Annotated in this window: 20 protein-coding genes; 2 read left to right on the top strand and 18 right to left on the bottom strand. The window is 49.2% G+C overall.

The window, feature by feature from the left end; translation table 11 throughout:
• Positions 1 to 3: 3 nt before the first annotated feature.
• From PKX57_RS03910 to PKX57_RS03890, 5 genes are all read right to left on the bottom strand, one after another.
• Positions 4 to 1302 (bottom strand): acetyl-CoA hydrolase/transferase family protein, encoded by a 1299-nt coding sequence (locus PKX57_RS03910; protein WP_472416081.1) that lies wholly within the window; start codon positions 1300 to 1302, stop codon positions 4 to 6.
• On the bottom strand, positions 1299 to 2477 hold the full coding sequence (locus PKX57_RS03905) for a TetR/AcrR family transcriptional regulator (protein WP_472416079.1): 1179 nt from the start codon (positions 2475 to 2477) through the stop codon (positions 1299 to 1301). Before PKX57_RS03905 ends, PKX57_RS03910 begins: the two co-directional genes overlap by 4 nt.
• The gene (fabG, locus tag PKX57_RS03900; protein WP_213921073.1) at positions 2474 to 3220 is read right to left on the bottom strand and encodes a 3-oxoacyl-[acyl-carrier-protein] reductase; all 747 of its coding nucleotides are present in this window, start codon (positions 3218 to 3220) and stop codon (positions 2474 to 2476) included. The genes PKX57_RS03905 and fabG overlap by 4 nt, the downstream gene beginning before the upstream one ends.
• A complete protein-coding gene (locus tag PKX57_RS03895; RefSeq protein ID WP_472416077.1) occupies positions 3217 to 4254 on the bottom strand; it encodes a 3-oxoacyl-ACP synthase in 1038 nt (345 codons plus the stop codon). Before PKX57_RS03895 ends, fabG begins: the two co-directional genes overlap by 4 nt.
• 166 nt (positions 4255 to 4420) lie before the next feature.
• Entirely contained in the window at positions 4421 to 5230 is an 810-nt protein-coding gene (locus PKX57_RS03890) for an alpha/beta fold hydrolase (protein WP_213921071.1), read from the bottom strand.
• 164 nt (positions 5231 to 5394) lie between these two features.
• On the opposite strand from PKX57_RS03890, the gene PKX57_RS03885 reads away from it, so the two are divergent.
• Positions 5395 to 6375: an SIS domain-containing protein gene (locus PKX57_RS03885; RefSeq protein ID WP_472416076.1), complete on the top strand. Its 981-nt coding sequence runs from the start codon at positions 5395 to 5397 to the stop codon at positions 6373 to 6375.
• A gap of 43 nt (positions 6376 to 6418) precedes the next feature.
• On the opposite strand, the gene PKX57_RS03880 is transcribed toward PKX57_RS03885, so the two are convergent.
• The 13 genes from PKX57_RS03880 to glpX form a co-directional block, all read right to left on the bottom strand.
• Complete coding sequence (locus PKX57_RS03880; RefSeq protein ID WP_213921904.1) at positions 6419 to 8188, bottom strand: aldehyde ferredoxin oxidoreductase C-terminal domain-containing protein; 1770 nt, start codon at positions 8186 to 8188, stop codon at positions 6419 to 6421.
• Positions 8185 to 8595, bottom strand: coding sequence for a 4Fe-4S dicluster domain-containing protein (locus PKX57_RS03875; protein ID WP_213921903.1), 411 nt, complete (start codon positions 8593 to 8595; stop codon positions 8185 to 8187). Before PKX57_RS03875 ends, PKX57_RS03880 begins: the two co-directional genes overlap by 4 nt.
• Before the next feature lie 16 nt (positions 8596 to 8611).
• The gene (locus PKX57_RS03870; RefSeq protein WP_472413892.1) at positions 8612 to 9298 is read right to left on the bottom strand and encodes a class I SAM-dependent methyltransferase; all 687 of its coding nucleotides are present in this window, start codon (positions 9296 to 9298) and stop codon (positions 8612 to 8614) included.
• Positions 9299 to 9342: 44 nt separating this feature from the next.
• Positions 9343 to 10581 (bottom strand): metallopeptidase TldD-related protein, encoded by a 1239-nt coding sequence (locus PKX57_RS03865; protein WP_213921902.1) that lies wholly within the window; start codon positions 10579 to 10581, stop codon positions 9343 to 9345.
• A 9-nt stretch (positions 10582 to 10590) separates the two neighbouring features.
• Positions 10591 to 11931, bottom strand: coding sequence for a metallopeptidase TldD-related protein (locus PKX57_RS03860; RefSeq protein WP_213921901.1), 1341 nt, complete (start codon positions 11929 to 11931; stop codon positions 10591 to 10593).
• A 32-nt stretch (positions 11932 to 11963) separates the two neighbouring features.
• A complete protein-coding gene (locus PKX57_RS03855; RefSeq protein WP_213921900.1) occupies positions 11964 to 13271 on the bottom strand; it encodes a patatin-like phospholipase family protein in 1308 nt (435 codons plus the stop codon).
• Between the two features lie 86 nt (positions 13272 to 13357).
• Entirely contained in the window at positions 13358 to 14812 is a 1455-nt protein-coding gene (pap, locus tag PKX57_RS03850; protein ID WP_213921899.1) for a polyphosphate:AMP phosphotransferase, read from the bottom strand.
• A 2-nt stretch (positions 14813 to 14814) separates the two neighbouring features.
• A complete protein-coding gene (locus PKX57_RS03845; RefSeq protein WP_213921898.1) occupies positions 14815 to 15111 on the bottom strand; it encodes a hypothetical protein in 297 nt (98 codons plus the stop codon).
• Between the two features lie 73 nt (positions 15112 to 15184).
• Positions 15185 to 16249, bottom strand: coding sequence for a glutamate 5-kinase (gene proB / locus PKX57_RS03840; protein ID WP_213921897.1), 1065 nt, complete (start codon positions 16247 to 16249; stop codon positions 15185 to 15187).
• A complete protein-coding gene (locus PKX57_RS03835) occupies positions 16249 to 17493 on the bottom strand; it encodes a glutamate-5-semialdehyde dehydrogenase (protein ID WP_214048683.1) in 1245 nt (414 codons plus the stop codon). Before PKX57_RS03835 ends, proB begins: the two co-directional genes overlap by 1 nt.
• Positions 17490 to 18305: a pyrroline-5-carboxylate reductase gene (gene proC, locus PKX57_RS03830; protein ID WP_214047409.1), complete on the bottom strand. Its 816-nt coding sequence runs from the start codon at positions 18303 to 18305 to the stop codon at positions 17490 to 17492. Before proC ends, PKX57_RS03835 begins: the two co-directional genes overlap by 4 nt.
• Positions 18302 to 18916, bottom strand: a complete 615-nt coding sequence (locus PKX57_RS03825) for a glutamine amidotransferase-related protein (protein WP_213922958.1) — start codon at positions 18914 to 18916, stop codon at positions 18302 to 18304. The genes proC and PKX57_RS03825 overlap by 4 nt, the downstream gene beginning before the upstream one ends.
• A gap of 187 nt (positions 18917 to 19103) precedes the next feature.
• The gene (gene glpX, locus PKX57_RS03820) at positions 19104 to 20117 is read right to left on the bottom strand and encodes a class II fructose-bisphosphatase (protein WP_213922959.1); all 1014 of its coding nucleotides are present in this window, start codon (positions 20115 to 20117) and stop codon (positions 19104 to 19106) included.
• Positions 20118 to 20417: 300 nt separating this feature from the next.
• On the opposite strand from glpX, the gene PKX57_RS03815 reads away from it, so the two are divergent.
• Positions 20418 to 21113 (top strand): PdaC/SigV domain-containing protein, encoded by a 696-nt coding sequence (locus PKX57_RS03815; protein WP_213922960.1) that lies wholly within the window; start codon positions 20418 to 20420, stop codon positions 21111 to 21113.
• Positions 21114 to 21283: the final 170 nt, after the last annotated feature.

The raw sequence follows: 21283 nt of genomic DNA, 5'->3' as shown, positions 1-21283 counted from the left end.
CTCCTATATCAAACCTAAATCACTGGCCTGTTTTCGCAGTTCGACCCTGAAGTCGGGATGTGATATGTTCAAAAGGGCATCCACTCTCTGGAAGACATTCAGCCCTTTAAGATGGGCCACACCGAACTCCGTTACCACATAATCTATGTCCTGCCTTGGAACTGTTACGGGCGAGCCCAGAGGCAACAACGGAACGATTGTAGATACCGTTCCGTTCTTCGCCGTAGAGCGCAGCGCTATTATTCCCTTTCCTCCCCGGGCCATGGAGGCCCCTCTGTGTGTATCAAGCTGACCGCCCGTACCGCTGTAATGACGCGTTCCTATGGCTTCGGAACAGACCTGGCCAGTGAGATCCACGGTTATCGCCGTGTTTATCGATACCATGTTGTCGTTTTGGGCAACCACGTAAGGATCGTTGACGTAACTCCCCCTGAGGAGAAGCACTCCGGGGTTATCTTCGATGAAGGAGTACATCTCTCTTGTTCCCAGGGCAAAAGTGGCGATGAATTTTCCAGGCCAGAGAGTCTTCCTCCTGTTGGTTATGGAACCCTTTTCGAATAGATGTATCATCGATTCGGTAAACATCTCCGTATGGATGCCGAGGTCGTGTTTGTCTTCCATCAATCTGGCTACCGCATTCGGAATCCCTCCAATTCCTATCTGAAGGGTGGAGCCATCGTCAACCAATGAGGAAATATGACCTGCGATTTCCATCTCGGTCTCTGAAGGCTCACTATCGGGAAGTTCAGGTATATCGAAGTTGTTCTCGATAACGTAATCGACTTCGCTTATGTGAACGTGAGTGTCTCCATGGGTCTTTGGAGCCTTTTCGTTGACTTCCATGATGACCATCTTCGCCCTTTCAACCATGTCGCGTTCGTAGACTGTGGAAAGTGAAACGGTCATGTAACCGTTTTTATCCATCGGAGAGGCAACTCCCCAGAAAATATCCGGTCTGTTGGCCATTATCCTTTCCATCCCCGCGTTATGAAGGTTGTTGGGGATATATGTTACCGTTCTCAATCCGCTGCTTACTGCCTTTCTGGCACCGACCGAATGGAACCAGGATTCATTCAGGAATCTACCTTCGTACTCTTTGTGTGTGAAAAAGGGGTACTCACCTATGTTCAGGCAGGTCGCTACGGCGACGTTCTCCACATTTTCCACCCTGTGAAGGTTTCGCAGCAGTCCTTGAGCCTCCATTGCGGCCATACTTGTGACGATTTTTGTATTTGATTTCACGTTCTTCAGAGCTTCATCTATACCGATTCTCTTCTTTCTATATTCTTCAACCCAGTTCAACTAACAACACCTCCGTAGCCTTTCGTCATGAGTGCTGCTATTTCTTTGAGGTATCCATCCCAATCTTTTGGTCTGTTATCTACGAAGAGAAGATCCAGTCCCATGAAATGCCCGATTCCCATAAGAAAGACACCCAGATCTCTTGGATCGATGTTCCTTATCTCACCCTTCTCTCGCGATTCTTTTAGAGCACTTATATAGGAAGTGAGCAGTTTCTCGTAGTAGAATCTTCCCGTTTCTGGAAGTACGAATTCTGATTCTCTGACTATGTTGTAGAGTTCTTTGTGTGAATTCATGAATACAAGGAAGGCCTTGTATGATCTTATTTCTTTGTTTAACCTTCCCTTTATACTCTCAGAGGCCTGTCTCATGGTTCGGCGAAGTCTTCTGTTGGCCTGGAGAACCAGCTCTTCAAGGAGCTTTTCTTTGCTTTCGAAATACAGATAAAAGGTCCCCTGGCCGTATCCGGCATGGCTGGTAATATCGTAGATCGACGTCTCGAAATACCCCTTCTCCCCGATCAATTTCTCGGCCGATTGCAGGAGTACATCCTTGGCCTTGATATCGCCCGAGAAATCGATATTTCCGAGGTCGAGATCCAGAGAGCTTAATTCGAAATCCGATGGGGAAGCGATGAAACCGTTCATTGAAAAATCGACCAGAGATTCTATCGTCGAGTCGGGAACCCTGACACCGTTGAAGATTATCCAGTAGATGGCCGTGAATCTGGAACTCCCAACCAGAAACCACTTCTTTGGCAGAGAGATGGTTGATCCTTCGATTTTTAAGGCCTTGATGAGAGCCTCCTGATATGTGCTATTAACGGAGCTTTCCACCTCTGGAAATCTATACTCTGCCTCGTGGAAGGCCATGAACTTTTTCTTTGAATTCCAGAGGGTATCGAAGACAGATCTGAAAGAGTTGAAAAGCCTTTCATCCTCTCTTTTGCCATTTATCGTACTGAGAGCGCTTTCAAAATCGGTTTTTATATCATTCACGATTTCCTTGAAGACCTGTTCCTTACCGGAATAATGTCTGTAAAAGGCTCCGTTGGAGAGGCCACAGGTTCTACAAATATTGGCGACAGACGTCAACTCGAAACCCAGGCGGCTGAACAACTCTTCGGCCGCCTGCTTGATCTGGAGTTTAGTTCTATCGCTGCGTGAGATCCTCAAATCACGAGGCCTCCATCTATTCCTATCACCTGACCAGTGATGTAGGTGGATTCATCGGATATCAGGAAGAAGTAAAGGTTGGCCACTTCTTCTGGTAGTCCCATTCTCTTCAGGGGTATCTTCTCCTCGAGAGACTGAATTAGCTTCTCGGGGACCTTGTCTGTCATGGGTGTCTTTATGAAGCCGGGAGCCACGGCGTTCACTCTGATTTTGGCGCCCTTTCTCGTCAATTCCTTGGCCCATGTCTTGGACATGGCGACAACACCGCCTTTAGAAGCTGAGTAGTTGCTCTGACCTATGTTGCCGTACACACCGACTATGGAAGAGGTGTTAACTATCGAACCGTATCCCTGATCCAGCATGACGGGGACCACGGCCTGTGTCATGTTGAAAACCCCCTTCAGGTTGACGTTGATGACCAGATCCCAGTCTTCTTCGGTCATTCTCTGCAGGAGTGCATCTCTGGTAACACCTGCGTTGTTTACCAGGCCGTCTATGTGACCATACTCATCCTTGAGTAATTTGACAAGCTCGCTGATCGCTGAACGATCAGTCACGTTAAGTTTTTTGGGTACTACTTTGCCGGGAAGAGAAGAGAACTCCTCCCTTAACTTTTCCAGACCAGCCTCGTCCATATCGCAGGCGACCGTTATAGCGCCTTCTTTCGCAAATTTTTCCACCGACGCCTTTCCCAGTCCACTGGCCGCACCGGTAATAATAACCACTTTACCTTCCATTCTCATCCTTCAGCCTCCATATCTCTGCCCCACTTCACCGTTGTTGCAGCCCATACGAATCCAAGTCCTGCACCTACCATAACTACCAGATCCCCGTCTTTGATCTTCTCGTCTTTCAGCCCGAGTTTTATGGAAAGTATCTGATCATTCTGGCCGAGGTGGCCGTAGTTGTCGAGGTAAGTGCTCTGGTCTTCACTCAAACCGAGCTCTTCAAGAACTCCGAAGTGGGCGGATTTTTTGAAATGTAGTATAGCAAGATAATCTATATCACTCTGAGAGTAGCCGCTCTTCTCGAGAGACTCTCTTACCACTCCGTAAAAATTGAACATGGTCGTCTCGCCGAGGCGTTTTTTGAAGTCTGCCGCGTCTCCCTGAACATCGAAGGAAAACCTGGATATATCTTCGGGTTTGATTGGCCAGCTCTTAGACCCTCCAACCGGCACCACGCAATCTTCCGAAAAAGAACCGTCGCCTTTGAAGGCCGATGCCAGAACGATATTGCTGTGGTGGTTCTTCTTCAAAACGACTGCGGCTCCGCTCGCACCTAAATCAAGCATGAAGGAAGTAGTGGGGTTTTTGAGATCTATCAGATCCACATTTCTATAACCACTCACGAGCAGAACGGTATTGAGATCTTCGCGGGCGATCATCATGCTCTTGGCGATATCGATTCCCGCCATCATCGAACCGCACATGGCCTCCATATCGAACGACCATGCCCTTCTAGCGCCTATAACGTCTGCGACCTTGAGTCCCGCAAGCCAACAGGGGTAGTCTTTATGCTGTGCACCGTTCCATATCAGTAGATCTACGTCCATCGGGTCTACCTTTGCATCATTCAAGGCTTCAAGCGCTGCCATGACTCCCATGCGACTGGTGGTATCATCTGGTCCGGGAACCGGTTTCTGCTTAACACCGAATTTGTTCGCGATGACATCCTCTGGAATTCCCGTCGCCACAGACAGGTCTCTCGCCGTTGTGAATTTCTCGGGTATGTAGAGACCAATACCCGCTATTCCGATTTTCGGAAGACCGTTCAATGAGATCACCTCTCGACCTTTGTGAATTATCTCTCATTTATGACAAGTGAATCATCTCTCACTTTCAGCATACTATATTTAACATTCTTTAGTAAACACAATCAGAGATGACCTGATGCAACTGCAGGCGATGAGGAGTGAATAAAGATGATTATGAAAGTAAAATTCAAGAATTCTTCAATATAAACCCCGTGACGGCCGTTATGAATTCGGCTGTCTTTTCAAGAAATGCGCCGTGACCTGCGTTGTGAATGACCAGCAATTCCGAGTCCTTTATCCTTTCATGGATCAGCTTCATCTCTTCCAGAGGGGTTATTATATCTCTGTCGGCACACAGTAGAAGCGTCGGGCAGGTTATCCCGTCGACTCTATCCAGGACGTTGAAGTCCGGATTGGAAGAGGCCAGCCTTATAAATCCCTGGAACCAGGCAACATCCAGGAGGTCTTTGAAAACTTTCTGACGAGCTTTGAGCCACTGGAGGTTGTTGTTGTAAAAGATATCGGAGTAAATGAAGGGAATCGCCAGAGAGAAGAATCTCTCGCCATCTTCAAGTTTGGCCGCTTCCTTCCAGGCCTCTCCAAGTTCGGCAAGAAAAGGGGAGATTCTGGCTGGTGTATTAGCCAGTATCATCGTTTTCAACCTTCCGGGCGATTCAAGGGCAAGTAGTTGTGCGACCTGTCCACCGTAGGAGAGTCCCACGAGGTTTATCTTGTCTATGGATAACTCGTCCAGAAGAGACAAAATGTCCGGGACATGTATTTCGATGGGGTACTGCGCGGACTCTCTGCTGGATCTTCCCTGGTCTCTGAAATCCATAAGAATCAATCTGAAATGTTTCGTGAAATCCCCAATAAACCCTGCCCATGAAGCGGTAGACATCATGATTCCGTTCAGTATCATTAAGGGCGGTTTCTCACAATCCCCATGAACTTCGTAATGGATATCCCTATTGTCTCGAGTTCTAAGAAACGACATTACCTCACCTCCTCAACGATTATTACACTTCCGGTCGGTTTTTTCCCGGATGTGGTGGTAAACTGATATTGAAATGAAGCATGAGCATGGAAATAGATAGCACCTTCCAGCGATAAATAACTTCTGAAAGGATGGGTTTGATGTCACAATTCAAGCAAGATTTTATGGAACAGCCCGAAGCAGTTAGACTTCTCTTGAGTTCCGCAGACGAGATAAGCGGAAAATCCCGGAAACTGGACAGCTCGAGGGTTCTTTTCACGGGCATGGGAGCTTCGCTTCATGCCGGTAGCGTTGCGACGGCTTTTCTACGTTCCCGGGGAATAGATAGCGACAGTGTGGAAATGTCCGAGCTGATTTCCTATTCCTCCCCGGACCTTCTCAAGAATTACGGTACGATCGTCCCGATAAGTCAATCGGGAGAGAGTGCAGAGTTGTTGAGATTCATGGACGATAATATCGGCCTTCTCGACAAAATGGCCCTCGTAACCAACAATCCGTTGAGTACTGCCGGCAAAAGACTCGCAAAAGAAAAGGTTTTCCCGCTTCATGCGGGCAAAGAGAGATCGATGGGAGCGACGAAGACCTTCACCAACAGCATCGTGACCACTCTTCTCATGGCTCTGGCCTGGTCGGGAACCGTGATCGACTTCTCCAAGCTGCCGGAATCGATCGAAGAGGCCTTCGAAACAGATGTAACCCATCTGGTCGAACTGCTTGCCGGCAAGAGGGAGAGGATACTCGTAACACGAGGCTATGGAATTGGCGTGGCGAAGATGGCCCGACTCATGTTCGCCGAGGTTGCGAAACTAAGTCTCGTTTTCTATTCCGGTGCGGCCTTCAGACACGGCCCGGTGGAGTTGTTGAACGACAGACCCGTCGTCATGACTATGAACCCGTCTGGAGAAACGGCCGCTTTAATGGAAGAGCTTCACAGAGATATTCAACAGAAATGCGAACTGATAACTCTGACCAATTTCCAGTCCGCTTGTGAGAGAAGCATCAGGGTGTCGGTCGGGCTTCCCGAGGTCATCGCTCCGATTCCCATGATGGCCGTCCTTCAAAAGATCGCCAACGAGCTGGCGTTGAAACGCGGCTTCGATCCTGGAAAGGGCATATTCGGCTCGAAGGTGACGGTCAAAGAATAAGGAGTTATCGACTGAGTTCATACGTGTTGATTCTGGACCTGGATCAATCCGGGTCCAGAATCGGCAGTTGCGTATCTTTTTCGACAAGCTTTCCGTACAGCTCGAGCCCCTTTCTGAATCTCTCTTCGTCAACCTTTCCGTTGGTCATATATACACGGGAGAGTTTCTCCGGCAGGGTGAGTTTGTCGAGCGTGAATCCGTTCCGTTCCTTAAAAAGGTATTTAAGACCGTGAATCCTGTGGGAAAGGGCCGTCAATCTGTCAGCGCTCCAGTCTATTCCTACGGCACTTAATGATTCGACTATCGTGTTAATGTCGTAGATTTTCCTTGAGAAGAGACAGGCGACTAACGAGTTGAGAATCATCCTCCATACACCCTCTTCGTACATTTCCAGGATCGTTCTCTCGAAATCCACGGGCCTAGTGGCCGCCTTCTGGTCCAGAGAATAACCGGCGTTGTCCAGATGTGAATGACGGACACCGGTGGCGTAACCTATGAAAGCGAATGGACCGGTGACATAACCGGGCGCCTCGTTGGAGTTGAATGTAATGGAGAGATCTTTTCCGCCGTACTTCTTCGAACAGTAATCGGCCCCCCTTTCAAGGTCTTTGAAGAATTGATTTTTACCGGCCGCTATCCTCGACAGAACTTTCAAATAAGCCTCCCCATCGCCGAAATTCAACACTACACCGTCGGTTTCTCTTTCCGTTATCAGTCCCCTCTGGAAGGCTTCGGTCGCCCAGGCGAGAGTGACACCTATCGAAATGGCGTCCCATCCTTGTTTTTCAACGTACAGAAGTAGTTTCAGTATCATATCCGTAGAATCGATCGAAAGGTTTGAGCCCAGGGCGTATATCAGTTCGTAATCGTACGAGACTTTTATGGTCTTGTACATGTGATGGGGCTCGTTGAAGGGTTCCCTCAATGTGGCCATGTGAATGCAGCCTGTCGGACAGCCGGCACAGGCGATTTGCTGGGACAGCCTTGATCGGGCGAACTCTTCACCGGATATCTTGTCGGCTCCTTCAAAGAAACCCTGAGAAAAGTTTCGCGTTGGAAGTCCGTTGATCCTGCTTAGCGGATAGACGTTCATAGATGTACCCAGATCATGATACTTTGCCATAGAATCTGACTGAACTACTTCTTTATACAGTCTCAAATAAAGGGAATTATATTCTCTCTTCTTCTCCAGAGTCCAGTATTTGCTGCCCGAGATAACTATGGCTTTAAGATTCTTGGAGCCGAGAACGCCTCCAAGTCCAAGTCGTCCGAAGTGACGCGAGGTATCGACTGTGGCACAGGCTATTGGCGATAGTCTTTCACCCGATGGGCCGATTCGCACTATCGCTCTCTTGCCGAGTCCTTCTTCGCTGTCTCTCAAGACTCTCTCCGTTGCTAGAGCCGACATCTCTTTGAGAGAATTGCACGGTTTTATATATACTGTATCATTTTCTATGACAACATACGAGAGAGAAGGAGCCCGCCCGCGTATGAGTATCGCGTGGTAACCGCTCTCGTACATCGCCAGACTGAGTCTTCCCCCGGCGTGGGATTCGCCCAGATCTCCGTTGAGTGGAGATTTGAAAAGTGCAACGGTCTTTGTGATCACCGGAAAAAGATTGTTCAAAGGTCCGATGGCGAAAATCACCGGTGCCTGAGGGGAGTATGGATCGAGCCCGGGATAACAGTTATCATAGAGGAGTTTGGTGGCCACGCCTGTTCCCCCGAGCCATTCGGAGAACAATCCCGTGACATCGACCTTTTTGAACTTTCCGTCGGTCAGGTCGATTTCGAGCATCCAGAATTGTCTCACTTCTCCACCTCCACAAGCGCCAGAACGTTGTTTGGGCAGAAAGCAGCGCAAATGCCACAATGATGGCAGACGATGGGACGAAGCTCCTCCAGATCCCACTGAAGCGCCCTGGGTACACAGGCCTTAACGCATGCGCCGCAGTTGATGCATCTGTCTTTTTCGAATTTCACCCCGCCTCCCTCTCTAGGAGTTAGGGCTCCCGAAGGGCAGGCGGCTGCGCAATCCGGCTCTATGCAGCCGTAACATATCCTGACTGAAAAGGCTCCTTCTACTCCGGGATAGTTCTTGACTCTCATGGCCGACTTTTCAACCGTGAGCGCATTTTCCCACGTTCTGGAACAGGCGCTCATACAACTGTAACAGCCTATGCATTGTTCTCGATTTACCACTCTCATGAGTTTCGACAAGATCTCATCTCCCAGATCAGAGAAAGCGGGCGCAAATCAAGCCGACCAGAGGGTGAACCTGGACCATCTCTATCTCGTCTGCCCCGGCCTTTTCGAAGACTTCTCTGATGAAATGTATTGGCGCGGGATGGTCCGTTTCGTTGTCGTCGTAATAGACTTCGTCCCATTCGTCACGGTGGTTGTTGGGATTGTCGAACCACATTATGTCGCCTATGACAATAGTTCCAGGTCTCTGGATGAGGGAAACGAATTTGGTCAAGGTTTCGGATTTCATAGCGTCGGTTAGATGATGCAACGAATAGATCGCTATGACTTTGTTTATCTCCTTAGATTTTAGGTCAACTTCTTCTGAAGGATCTTCGAAAGATCCCCTGTAGAATTCGACGTTTGTAACACCGGAATTCTCGGCGTTCGACCTGGCATCTTCGATCATTCTCTTGCTTATATCGATACCGATGACTTTCTTGCAGTGAGGGCTCGCGGCAACGGCCCATCTACCACGTCCGGTGCCAATATCCAGCAAAACATCATCTCTACCTAGGTCGAGATAATCGAGAGCTATCGCACCGACCGTGGCTATGATGTCACCCTTGAATGGATCTATATCTGCTATGGGAGATGCTTCGGGAAGGTTGTCGAACTCCTCTTCCAGCTTTTTGCGATCGTAACCGTGTTCCACCACTTCCACCTCTTCAAATACCATTTGATTAACACGATAATTATAACCCTTTTGAGTATCGGCCAGTTTCAAATAATTTTTTCGGCTTTCATTCTCATGACCGCGACTTTGGAGTTCTCCAGATCCAGGAGGTTGTTACTCGAGACTCCGAGGAAACTATTTCCAAACATCTCGTAGAGGTGAGAGCTGATATTCAGCTCAGGCAAACGCCCCACGAGGCGTTCTCCGTCGAAGAGAAAGGCCAGCTGGGCCGGCGTCGCGAAATGGCCGTCCGGTGTGAAGTCACCACCGCTGGCGATGAGAACGAAGATGCCCTTCTTGCCCCCCAGCAGTTCTTTTGCGGTCTTTTCGGACTCTTTGATTTTAAATTTCGGAAAGCCGAGTTCGGGGATCCCATCGTACTCTCCCCCAGCCGATCCCGTATGAGGAAGGTTGAAAAGCGCCGCGCTTTTTTTGTCCGTGAAAGGCGCTTTCAGTACGCCATTTTCAACTAGAGGGAAGAGATCTCCATCGTTGAAGCTTCCTTCGGTATCGAAGAAGGAACCTTCGAAACCATCCTCGGCATTCCTGCTCTGGTAGAGCGTGAAGTTTTCGGAGAACAGTTTCTCCCCAAGCTTTCCGCTGAATAGAGAACCTCCGCTTCCGAAAAGCATTCCATGGAGCGCCTCGTAGAATTTCGTAAGGTAAGTCGTGTCGTCGGCAATGAACACCACCGGGTAGTAACCGTCCTCAAAACTCTGTATTCTCTTTGTGTAAGCATCGCAGATCATGTTGGTGAGGTTCAGAAATCCCTCTCTATCGAACCTTCTTCCTGCATAGCCTGTTACCGCGTCCATTATGTTGGAAGAATTTCTATCCTTTATTACCAGTGTCAGGTTGAGAAAACTTCTGCGGGATCTGAGGTTCAACCCCAGATCGTTATCGATAGACGTCTCCAGAGTGCTCTGCTTGAATACCTGACTGAAGCTGAATTCCGGTTGAGTTTCCCTGAGCGCTTCAAGCATCCCTTCCGTTTCTTCGAGAAGTTCCGACTCTCTCTGGAGATCCGACTCTATATCTTCTTCTCGTTCCATCGATCGGCCGGGCGAAAATGGATAAGGTACTTCTAGTTTCAGCGACTGTTCGGCTCTCTCGAGCAGATCCTTTTCATTCTGGTCTCCCAGGGCACCGGCAACTCCCATGCATTTGCCGTCGTAGAGTCTTACGGAAGTCTTTTTTATGTCCTTCTTCCTTATAGAGCTTACCTGTGTCTGTACTATTTTGATCGCGTTTTCAACGTAATGGCTCATATATCTCTCTTTTGTCATCTCAACACCTCACTGTACATTCAAAGATCTAACACGGACATACGGCCCGCCGAAACCTACCGGCAACGGATACTGCTCCATTTTTCCACAGCCGCCGAGAGAGAATGAGAGTATCTTGGAGTCCCTGGTAATGCCCTCTATTTCGTTCAGGGTTTGGAAGACGCTTCCCGATATCACGGAAATCCTGACCGGTTCGGCTATTTTACCGCTTCTTATCATAAAAGCCTGGTTGGGAGCCAGGGTAAACGTCGACATACCCGATCCGTGGTTGAGAGAACCGACGTAGATGCCCGTCTCTATTCCTTCGAGGAGTTCGTCGAAGGTTAGCTCTCCCGGTGAAATGTAGGTTGTGGTCATTCTAACTATAGGTTCGTATTCGAAATTCACGGCCCTCGCATTACCGGTAGGCTGTTCTCCCAGTGCGGCCGCCGTTTCCACGCTGTGCAACCTTCCGGTGAGATAGCCGTCCTTTATGAGATAAGTTTCACGTGCTCTGGTACCCTCATCGTCGAAAGATACGAAGCCTACACCGGGGTGGTTGCCATTGTCTATGATCGACAGGACATCGCTGCCCACTTTTTTTCCGATGCTCCACTCCCTCATCATCGTTTCATCGCCGAGCATGAAATCGGCTTCGCTCTTGTGGCCGAAGCTTTCATGAGCGAAGACTCCTGCTGCTTCCGGCGACAGAACTACGGTGTATTTTCCCGGTTTCACAGTCGTGGCGTTCTTGAGAAAGTGTTCCGAGCCTTTGACTCTTTCCTGCACCTCACGTCCCCTGTCTTTCAGCGGGGAAATGTCGTTCCCGGCCAGATCATAACGATCCATGAATTTCTCCTCGCCGAGGGACATTTGGTAGGAGAGCCTGAAGCCCACTCTCTGGTAATCGAACTCCAGTGCCGAGCCCTTGCTGGAATAGAAGCTTTTGACGACTCTCTGGTCTATGTACTGGCCTCTCCAGAATTTTATCGGTTCGCTCACCTTTAGGTGGGGGAAGTACTGACTCAGTAGATCCATCTTCTCTTTCAGGGCTGTTTTGGAGATATCCTTTGAACCACTGAAATTCAGAAAGCTGCCCTTGTTGATTTCGAAAGTTTTCACGACTTTGTTGTTATTGATGTTCGGGTCGGGACTTGAGAGTCCTGCCAGCCTTTCGAGTTCTCTCTGAATGGACTCGATATCTGTTGTGGAGCTGTAATACCACCTCCGTCCGTCGAAGACTCTAATGAATGCTGCCCTGTAGCGTTGCTCTTTCATGTTGTCAAGTCTGTCGAGCGTTACGGAGATGTCTGTTTTAAAGACATCCTCAATTCTTACATCGGAATACAATCCTCCGGGAAATCTGAACATTTCAAACCTCCTTAAAGCGATATCGATCTTTTTCAGTTCAATTCTCCACTACTTTCCGAAAGGCTTTCGACAGTACCGGTGATCAGGCTCCATATCTCAAGCGAGGAGCCGTCTCCCCGGGTGTTCTCGTGGATGTACCGGAGAAATCTGCCCATCTGCATGTACTCTCTGTTATTATACCTTCCACTCACCGTAAGATCGTCATCAACTTCACCAGAGATGATACCCAGTAGTTCTCCCGTGTCGTAGAGGTGAAGTCTCTCCAATCCTAGAAGCGAAGCGAATCTGTCGAGTACCTTCAAAAAGGCGGTTTCTACATCGCCGCCCTCTTCCATATACTTTTCAAGACTCTTCCACAGATGCTCCCCGTCTTCGCCCGCTTCAGCGATTCCAAGCAGGCCGAGCGCTTCTTTCATCTGGTCGGCCCGAAGCGACATGAATCTCTTCCTGAAATCTCCAGGCGAGGAAGATATATAGGTATAACCCGAAAAGATCTTGCCCATGGCCGAATAAGCATCTAGATATCCCTGAACTAGAGTTCTAGACAGGTCGGATCTGTTGAACTCGAAGAGGTCCACGTAGTCGTGTTGTGGGGAAATGACAGTGAGTTCTATCTCTTCGTTCCCGTGGGCGCACCAGATATCGAAAAAATCTTTGAGCCTTCTGTAGTGGAGATCCACCAGAATTATTTCGCTATAGCCTCTCTCTATCGCCATATTCACCGGTACGTTGTTATAAATTCCTCCATCGATATAGATCTGAGATTCTATCTCGATCCTTTTGAAGAGAGGGAAGTTGGCGCTGGCGGAAACGAACTCTGCGAGCAGACCTTCCGGTATATCTTGGAGGGATAGTTCAAGCGGCCTCATGCGGCTCAACGAATAGACGACTATGCCCATATCTATACCTGATTTCCTGATCCTCTTTTCGTCGAGCACTTTTTCCAGCAGAGTTTCTAGAGGCCCGGAGTCTATGCCCCGAGAATCTATTACCTCTCTGGCGAGCGACAGGGCTTCGAGGAATTTCCATTCGGCAAAGCCCTTTTTCAGGAGTTCTGATGTCTTTTCCGATATATTGAAGACGGTATCGACCTCTAGCTCCTGCCAGAACCGCAAGGCCGCTTCGTATTCCCTGCTGGCAACAGCGGCGGCGTTTATCGCACCGGCAGAACTGCCGAAGACTCCGTCGATCTCCACTCCGAGCTGGATCAAAGCCTTCCAGACTCCGAGCTGGTAAATGCTGCGGACCCCGCCTCCGGAGAACACCAGCGCAAGCGAAGCCGAAAGATATCCGTAAAATAGTATCGCCTGACAGAGCAGGCTAATCAAAATAGCTTTCATTTTATTCTCTCCAGCATAGTGCACTCACCGGGACTACATCGAAACAAAAAACGCAGACATAACACTTTGGTAGTCCATATTTTCACTCAAAGGTTCTCCTCTAGCAGTTTCACGAGAGTCTCCAGGACTTTCACTCTGGCGTATCTCTTGTCGTTCGACTCCACTACGGTCCACGGAGCGTACGAAGTACTCGTACGAACGAGCATCTCCTCTATCGCCGGTTTATACAGATCCCATTTTTCACGGTTTCTCCAGTCGTCGGGTGTAATTTTCCACCGCTTTTCGGGATCGTTTTCCCTCGCCTGGAATCTCTTCAACTGTTCATCTAGGTCTATATGCAGCCAGAATTTTACCACGACGGTTCCGTGATCGTGTAGCTGTTCCTCCATATCGTTTATCTCACGGTAAGCTCTGGCCCATTCCGCTTCACTGGCGAAGCCTTCAACTCTTTCGACCATAACGCGGCCGTACCAGCTGCGGTCGAAGATAGCGATATGTCCGTCTTTTGGCATATTGGTCCAGAATCTCCAGAGATAATGGTACGACTTCTCTGTATCGTTAGGCGCACCGATCGGTATCACCTCGTAACCACGGGGATCGAGTTTAGCGGTTAAACGCCTTATATTTCCACCCTTTCCCGCGGCGTCCATACCCTCATAAACGACTACCAGCGACTTCCTCTTTTTGTATAGAAGATGTTGATACTCCCTCAGTTTTTTCTGCGCTTCGGCCAGTCTCTTCTCGTAAAGATCCTTCTCTATACTTTTGGAGAGGTCGAGCGAATCGATGACGGAAGTGTTACCGGACCAGGAATTGACCGTGCCGGTTACCTCATTGTCTCTTTCAAGAGCCTTTTCGAGGCAGTTCACGACGGTGTTCATTATCTGTACAGCGGCCAGCTTTTCATCGGTCGAGGGTATTATGTACCAGGGTGCGATATCCGTGTCGCTAGCTTGCAGTACCTTCTCGACGAGCATCTTCACAGTTTCGTAGTTCTTGTTCTGGCGGAAGTCTCTTTTCTTCACCCTCCAGGAAGTCGATGAATCTGAATCCAGCTTCTCAAGCCTCTTCTTTTGCTCTTTACGCTCTATGTGCAGAAAAAACTTGATGATCACGGCGCCTGAATCGGTGAGCAGTCTTTCCAGGGAGTTGAAGGTTTTCAAATGCGACAGAAACTCTCTTTCGCTCATCGCTTTTTCTTCATCGAGCAGAACTTTGTACCAGCTTCTATCGAAAATCGTTATCCGGCCACCGGAGGGAAGCCGGTTCCAGAAAGGCCAGAGATATGGATAAAACCTATCGTTTTCCCCAGTGCCGGCCATGGGAAATACTTTAAACCCTCTTGGGTCCAGGGGCATTATTAGATTGTTTATCGCCGTACCTTTTCCAGACGCCTCCCAGCCTTCAAAGAGTATAACCACCGGAACCGATCTCTCCTTGAGTTTCCGCTGGAGAAAGCCAAGCCGCAGTTCCAGAGATTCCAGGGTCCGGGAGTATTCCTTACTCGTTAGCCTTGCTTCCAGGTCGATTTTATCGAGCATCGTTACTTCTCCGAACAGAACTTCATTTCGTAGGCCTCGTGCTCGGAATTGGCTACCATCATATCTGTAAAGTCATTCAAAAGTTCCTTGAAGACGCCTGTTTTCATGAACTCGTCGGCGTGTCTTTTTTCTTCCCACATACCCACGGCCAATGCCTTTCCGCCGGTACCGGTCATGATGAAGGCGCGGACAAAACCCTCGCGGCCGGTCGCCCTTTCGAGCACCGCTTCTTTCCATATACTGCAGGCCCTCTCGAGAGACTCTTCGCGAAAGTGGTACCTCATAACAGCAACGTACATTTCTCTCACCTCCCTCTCTCAATTGTACATTCTCGGTCGCTTCGCGTAGAGAGGCGGTGAGAGAGTAGAAAGCTCAATTTTGGTAGATATTGTCTATGTGAACGACAACTTTCGCACAGTCATGGCCGAGTATGGCCGATAGTTTGTCGCTTCTGGTTCCTTTGATTCTATCGACTTCGAAGGAACTGAAGTTGCTTATCCCGCGCGCGATTTCCTCACCCTCGAAGGAAAGTATCCTGACTACCTCTCCCTGAGAGAACTCGCCTTCGACTCTCTCGACGCCGACAGCCAGAAGACTCTTACCCCTTTTCAAGGCGGTGATGGCGCCTTTGTTTATTATAAGCGAACCTCCAGGAGTCGAGAGAAAACCTATCCAGATCTTTCTGGCTCCGGGCGACGAATCGATCGGTTCGAAGACCGTTCCGGTTTCGATTCCATGAATGAACTGACCGATGGTTGACAGTTCGCGGCCGTTACAAATACAGCATTTGATGCCTGAGGCCGAAGCCCCTCTTGCCGCGCGGATCTTGGTGCCTATCCCCCCGGTCCCCCAGCTGCTCCCGGACATACTCTTGATCTTGCTGGCTGAGTCGAAAATGCGCATCACCTTTCCCTCTTCGTCGTAGATTCCATCGACCGTGGACATGAGTATTAAAAAATCGGCCTTCCAGCCCATCGCGAACATGGCAGCCAGTATGTCGTTATCGCCGAACATGATCTCTTCGGTCGAGGTAGTGTCGTTTTCGTTCACTATGGGTATAACACCCATTTCGAGAAGACCTATGAGGGTATTCCTCAGGTTGAGGAAGCGCTTTCTATCACCGAAATCGTCGCGGTTGACGAGTATCTGTGCGACCTTTTCTCCGTAGAGATCGAAAACCGTTTCGTACAGCTTCATCAGCTGCACCTGTCCGGCCGCGCACAGGGCCTGTTTAAGGTACAGATCGTGCTCGGCGCTTCTACCGCTGAGATAGCCAAAACCGGCGGCTTTAGCGCCGGACGAGACCAGAACTACTTCATTTTCGAGGGACTTGAGATTGGCTATTTCTCGCGCGAGTTCGGCTATATAATGTTTATCCAGTTCTCCATTCTTTTTCACCAGCAGGTTTGAACCGACTTTAAGCACTATTCTGGACATTATTCTCTCACCTGGTAGTCACCCATAACGGTGTACTTGTAGCTCGTGAGTTCCCTCAAACCGAACGGCCCGCGGGCGTGTAGTTTTTGAGTGCTTATGCCTATCTCGCTTCCAAATCCGAACTCACCGCCGTCTGTGAAGCGTGTCGAGGCGTTCACGTAAACCGCGGCCGAATCTACGGCCTTCAAAAAGTACCTGGCGTTCGAGTAGTCCTGAGTCAGAATTGACTCCGAGTGGTGTGAGGAGTATCTCTCTATATGCTCGACGGCCTCTTTTACATCTCTCACAACCTTTACGGCCAGGATGAGGTCCAGGAACTCGGTCTCATAATCTTCTTCGGTGGCCGGTACCATTTCCACGAACTGCCTCGATTTTTCACAACCGCGGAGTTCGACGTTCTTTCTTGAGAGAGCTTCTTTAATCATCGGGAGAAACTCCCCCGCGATCTTCTCGTGTACCAGAATCGTTTCTACGGCGTTGCATGTCCCTGGTCTCTGCGTTTTTGCATTATCAACGATCGATACAGCCTTGCGTAGATCGGCGTTGTAGTCCACGAATATGTGGCAGTTGCCCGTTCCGGTCTCGATAACCGGCACTGTCGAGTTGTTGACCACGAACTGTATCAAACCGCTACCTCCTCTGGGTATTATCAGTGACAAATACTCTCTCATTTTCAACATCTCCATCACACAATCCCTGGAAACGTCCTCTATCAATTCTACGCATCCTTCGGGAAGACCGACCATCTCCAGACCGCGTTTTATAGCACTCACTATCACCCTGTTGGAGTTTATCGCGTCGCTGCCGCCCTTAAGAAGAACGGAGTTTCCGGATTTGAGTGCCAGTATCGAGGCATCGACCGTAACGTTGGGCCGTGATTCGTATATCATGCCTATGGCACCGAGAGGGACCCTTTCCCTGGATATTCTCAGGCCGTCCTTCTGGATCCAGGTGGTTTCTATCTCACCAACGGGATCGGATAACGCCGCTACGTCATAACAGGACTGTATCATGCCGTCTATCCTTTTTTCAGTGAGTGCGAGTCTGTCAATCAGTGATTCTTTGATCTCTCTGTTTCTGGCCTGCAAAACATCCAGAGAGTTCGCGACGAGTATCGCGCTGCGGTTCATGTCTATCGAACCGGCGATCGACTTCAAAGCCTGGTTCTTAATGGTGGTGCTCGCCAGTCTCAGAAATCTGGAGGCTTCCTTGACTTTCACTCCTTTTACCGCAAGGTCCGTCATTTCTTCCCCTCCAGTTCAGCGTTGATCTCTTTTGCTCTCAGATAAGTATCGAAAAGAGCCTTCATTATAGTTCCCCTGAGTCCTTCCCTTTCCAGCGAGTAAATCCCCTCTATCGTTGTACCTCCGGGCGAAGTGACGAGGTGTCTGAATTCACCCGGATGGTTTCCCCTCTCTTTGAGAAGCTCGACCGATCCGCCCAGGGTGCCGAGTATTAGTTCTCTTGAGACCTCGTAGGAGAGTCCCATCTTCAATCCTACATCTATGAGTGATTCGACGATTACAAATACGAAAGCCGGGCCGCTCCCGCTGAGCGCAGTGACAGCCGCCAGGTCCTTTTCTCTGACCTCGACGATATCTCCCATCGTGAAAAGTATCCTTTTGACTTCCCGGCACTCGTCTTTGGTGAAACCTTCCGAAAAAACCAGACCAGTCACTCCCCTGCCGATGGCGCTAGGGACATTGGGCATGATTCTCGCAATCTTTTTTATGGAGGTGTTGGAAACGATGGTGTCAATCTGAATGCCGGTTATGGTGCTTATTATGATCGGATTGTGCTGCCTGCCGTTCTTGATCTGGGCGAAGAGTTCCATGCAGTCCTGCGGTTTCACCGAAAGAATCACATGTGTGCAGTTTTTGAATATCTCCGACGGTTCGGAAGCGAGTACTACCCGGGTGGAATCTGAGGCCAGGCCGGACAGTTTCTCCGGGTATCTGTCCAGCAGATACAGTGCCTCTAGTCCTTCGAACTTGCTCAACAGTCTGTGGGCGAAGATTCCACCTATATTCCCCACACCTATTATACCTATCTTCATTTTCCCCCTCCTGAATTTTCAGTTGAATGTCTTTCCACTATAGAAGCGAAATTCGAGAATATCTTGAGCGACTCTATTTCCGATCCGAGGTCTATCTCTTCGGGGTGAAACTGTACTCCGTATTTCAGGTTATCTTTCGAGGCTATAGCTTGAATGAAGGTTGAATCGTTCCTAGCGATGACGGAGTAACCGCGCGGAACATAAGGCAGGGCGTAGTTGTGCCGTTGACAGACTTCCAGTGGCGATTTCATACCTTTGAAAAGGTCGTTGCCCTCATACAGCCACACCCTTGAGATCCCCAGCTCTCTGGACACTACCAGAGAAACTCCTGCAAGCCTCGCCAGTATCTGCATACCGAGACAGATACCCAGAATGGGTTTGCCAAAATTCTTCAAAAAGCTCGCCCCGTATAGATCGCCTTTTTCTTCGAAGTAACCCTTCATCGTGAATCCACCCGAGATTATCAATCCATCGCAGTCCGAGGCGTACTGCGGGAACCCCTCTCGAAAGGTTCTCCATGTGCGGTAAAACACTCCCAGTTTTTCAAGTGCAAACTCTATTGGAGAGAGTGTTCTGTCGAAATCGCTATCGTTCAGAAGAACACAGATCATCTCGCGAGACCTCCGGTGTTTTGCGCTAATTATAGCACCTGCTACTTTCGTTAAGGTTCAAAGAGTTTGCGTTGCGAAGACAAACGGGAGGCGGTTATTTGCCATCAATATTTGCGAGACAAAAATGCCACCCGTTGATGAAGCTTGTCCGACAAGTGAAACGCGGTACTATTAGCTTTGCGGTTTTTTATGTTCTTTTGCCCATGAGACTGTTGAAGATATAGACCTCTCCACCGGTCTTGGTAGTGATCGTCTTGTACGCTATCTCGTGGTAGGCGGTTATTCTTCTGACCGTTCGTGTACTCGATCTCATGGCTATTGAGTCGGTTATGGCCTTGCTGTGGGTAAAACGGACACCTTTAAGGAAAGAACCGTCGGTTATGCCGGTCGCGCTGAAAATTACCTCTTCTCCCCTTATCAGGTCGTGAGTCCAGTAAACTCTGTCGATTTCGAAGTCGGATTTTTCTGTTTTTTCGATCTCTGCACTGTCTTTCGGCCAGCATTTCACCTGTATCTCACCACCGAGACACTGGAGCGCCGCTGCCGCGAGGACGGCTTCCGGCGAACCACCAATCCCCATATATATCTCGGTTCCGCCGTCTGGAAGAGCCGTGGCGATCGCTGCCGCTATATCGCCGTCGTTGATCAGTTTTATCCTTGCTCCCACGTTCCTTATGGCCTCCACCAGCGGGTAGTTTCTCTCTCTCTCCAGCACCGTGACAGTGAGTTCGGATACTTTGACTCCGAGAATCGCGGCAGCGATTCTGAGGTTCTCTCTCGGACTTGCATTTATATCTAGACTCCCGGCGAGTTCTTTCCCTACCGCGAGTTTATCGACGTAGTAAGTCGGAAGCGGAGCTATCTTACCCCTTTCGGTCGCCGCTATCACACTCAAAGCGTTGGGGCGGCCGTTGGCCACCAGCCTTGTACCGTCAACTGGATCAACGGCGATAAGAACTTCTGGATCTTCCTCCTCCCATTTGCCGACATGTTCCCCCGCAGCCAGCATCGGAGCCTGGTCTTTCTCTCCTTCACCGATCACGACTGTTCCTCGCATGTCAAGGAGGTCGAGGATTCCACGCATCGCGTCAACCGCTCTCTGGTCAACGATCTCTTTGTCACCCCGTCCCAGATAAACGCTCGAAAACAACGCGGCGGCTTCAGTTACTCTCACCATGTCAAGAGTGATTTCAGGTATCATCTTTTCACCTCCGATTCAATCATAGCATCACATTCTCTCTTCGAGTAATCACATACCTTCTCAAATATATCCCATTATGGCATGATAAAATCGTAGAAAGTCACTCCGAGAAGCGTGATTCTAATCGTTTCTGTCGATAATCAAGATCTGATCGCACCAAAAAATACGCGCCGGTTGAAATCGGATGGTTTGTCAGAGCGGTGATTGCTGACGGAGGAGATGGTTCGGTGACAAAGAACCCGTTTCTGCCGTTTGAAGTCTAAGGATCGTTTTTAGCACAAGGAAGAGGAGGGGATGAAAATGAAGAGAGCGCTGCTGTTGCTTTTCACAATTTCTCTGGTCGTTGTTGCCGTGGCTATGACCGAAGAACTGCCGGAAATGATCTTTGCAAGTGGCGGGAACATTATTTATGTTGGTGGTACTCACATCACCGAGGACTCAACAATATGTGTAGTCAACCTTCAGATTCCATTCATTGAAGGACTTACGAAAGCGGGCTTCGAATCCTATATCAACTCTCTGATAAAATCCGATGTCGAGGGATATAGAAAGGAGATCCAGGAGATGGCGGCCGATGCCTACGAGGCATCTAAAAGCGATGAATGGCCCTTCAGAATCTTCGATGTCTATGTGGTCTATACCGCTTACTTGAGCAACGGTATTCTCAGCATAGACATGATCTTCAGTGAATTCACAGGAGGAGCTCATCCAAATGCAGCCAGGCGGACATACAACATCGATGTCAGGGGGAATCATCTGGTCTCTCTAAAAAGCCTCTTTCCTTCCGAGGATTTCGAGAATAGACTTAATGAGTTGCTGATAGGACAGATAAACGAAAGGGAAGATCTGTGGCCTGAGGAATTCAAGGGAGTTCAACCGGACCAGGGCTTTTATCTGAATGCGGGAAGGCTTTATATATACTTTCAGCCTTACGAGATCGGTCCCTGGGCTTCGGGTATGCCCGAGTTCGATTTTCTCCTATCAGACCTGCTGTAAGGTTTGGAGTGAGTGCTTTTCTCAGATTTTCCATAACTGGCGCTGCAAAACGTCGGGGTCCTAATTTTCTGGTCAACCTCGTTGACACTCTATGGTATTGATGGTAGAGTTTTAATGCCAGCCGAGGTGGTGGAACTGGCAGACGCGGCGGACTCAAAATCCGCTGGGGT

This window comes from Mesotoga sp. (genome assembly GCF_035363035.1).
Classification (GTDB): Bacteria; Thermotogota; Thermotogae; order Petrotogales; family Kosmotogaceae; genus Mesotoga.
Note: the sequence above shows the minus strand (reverse complement) of the source record. Positions and strands in the feature narration are given on the sequence as shown.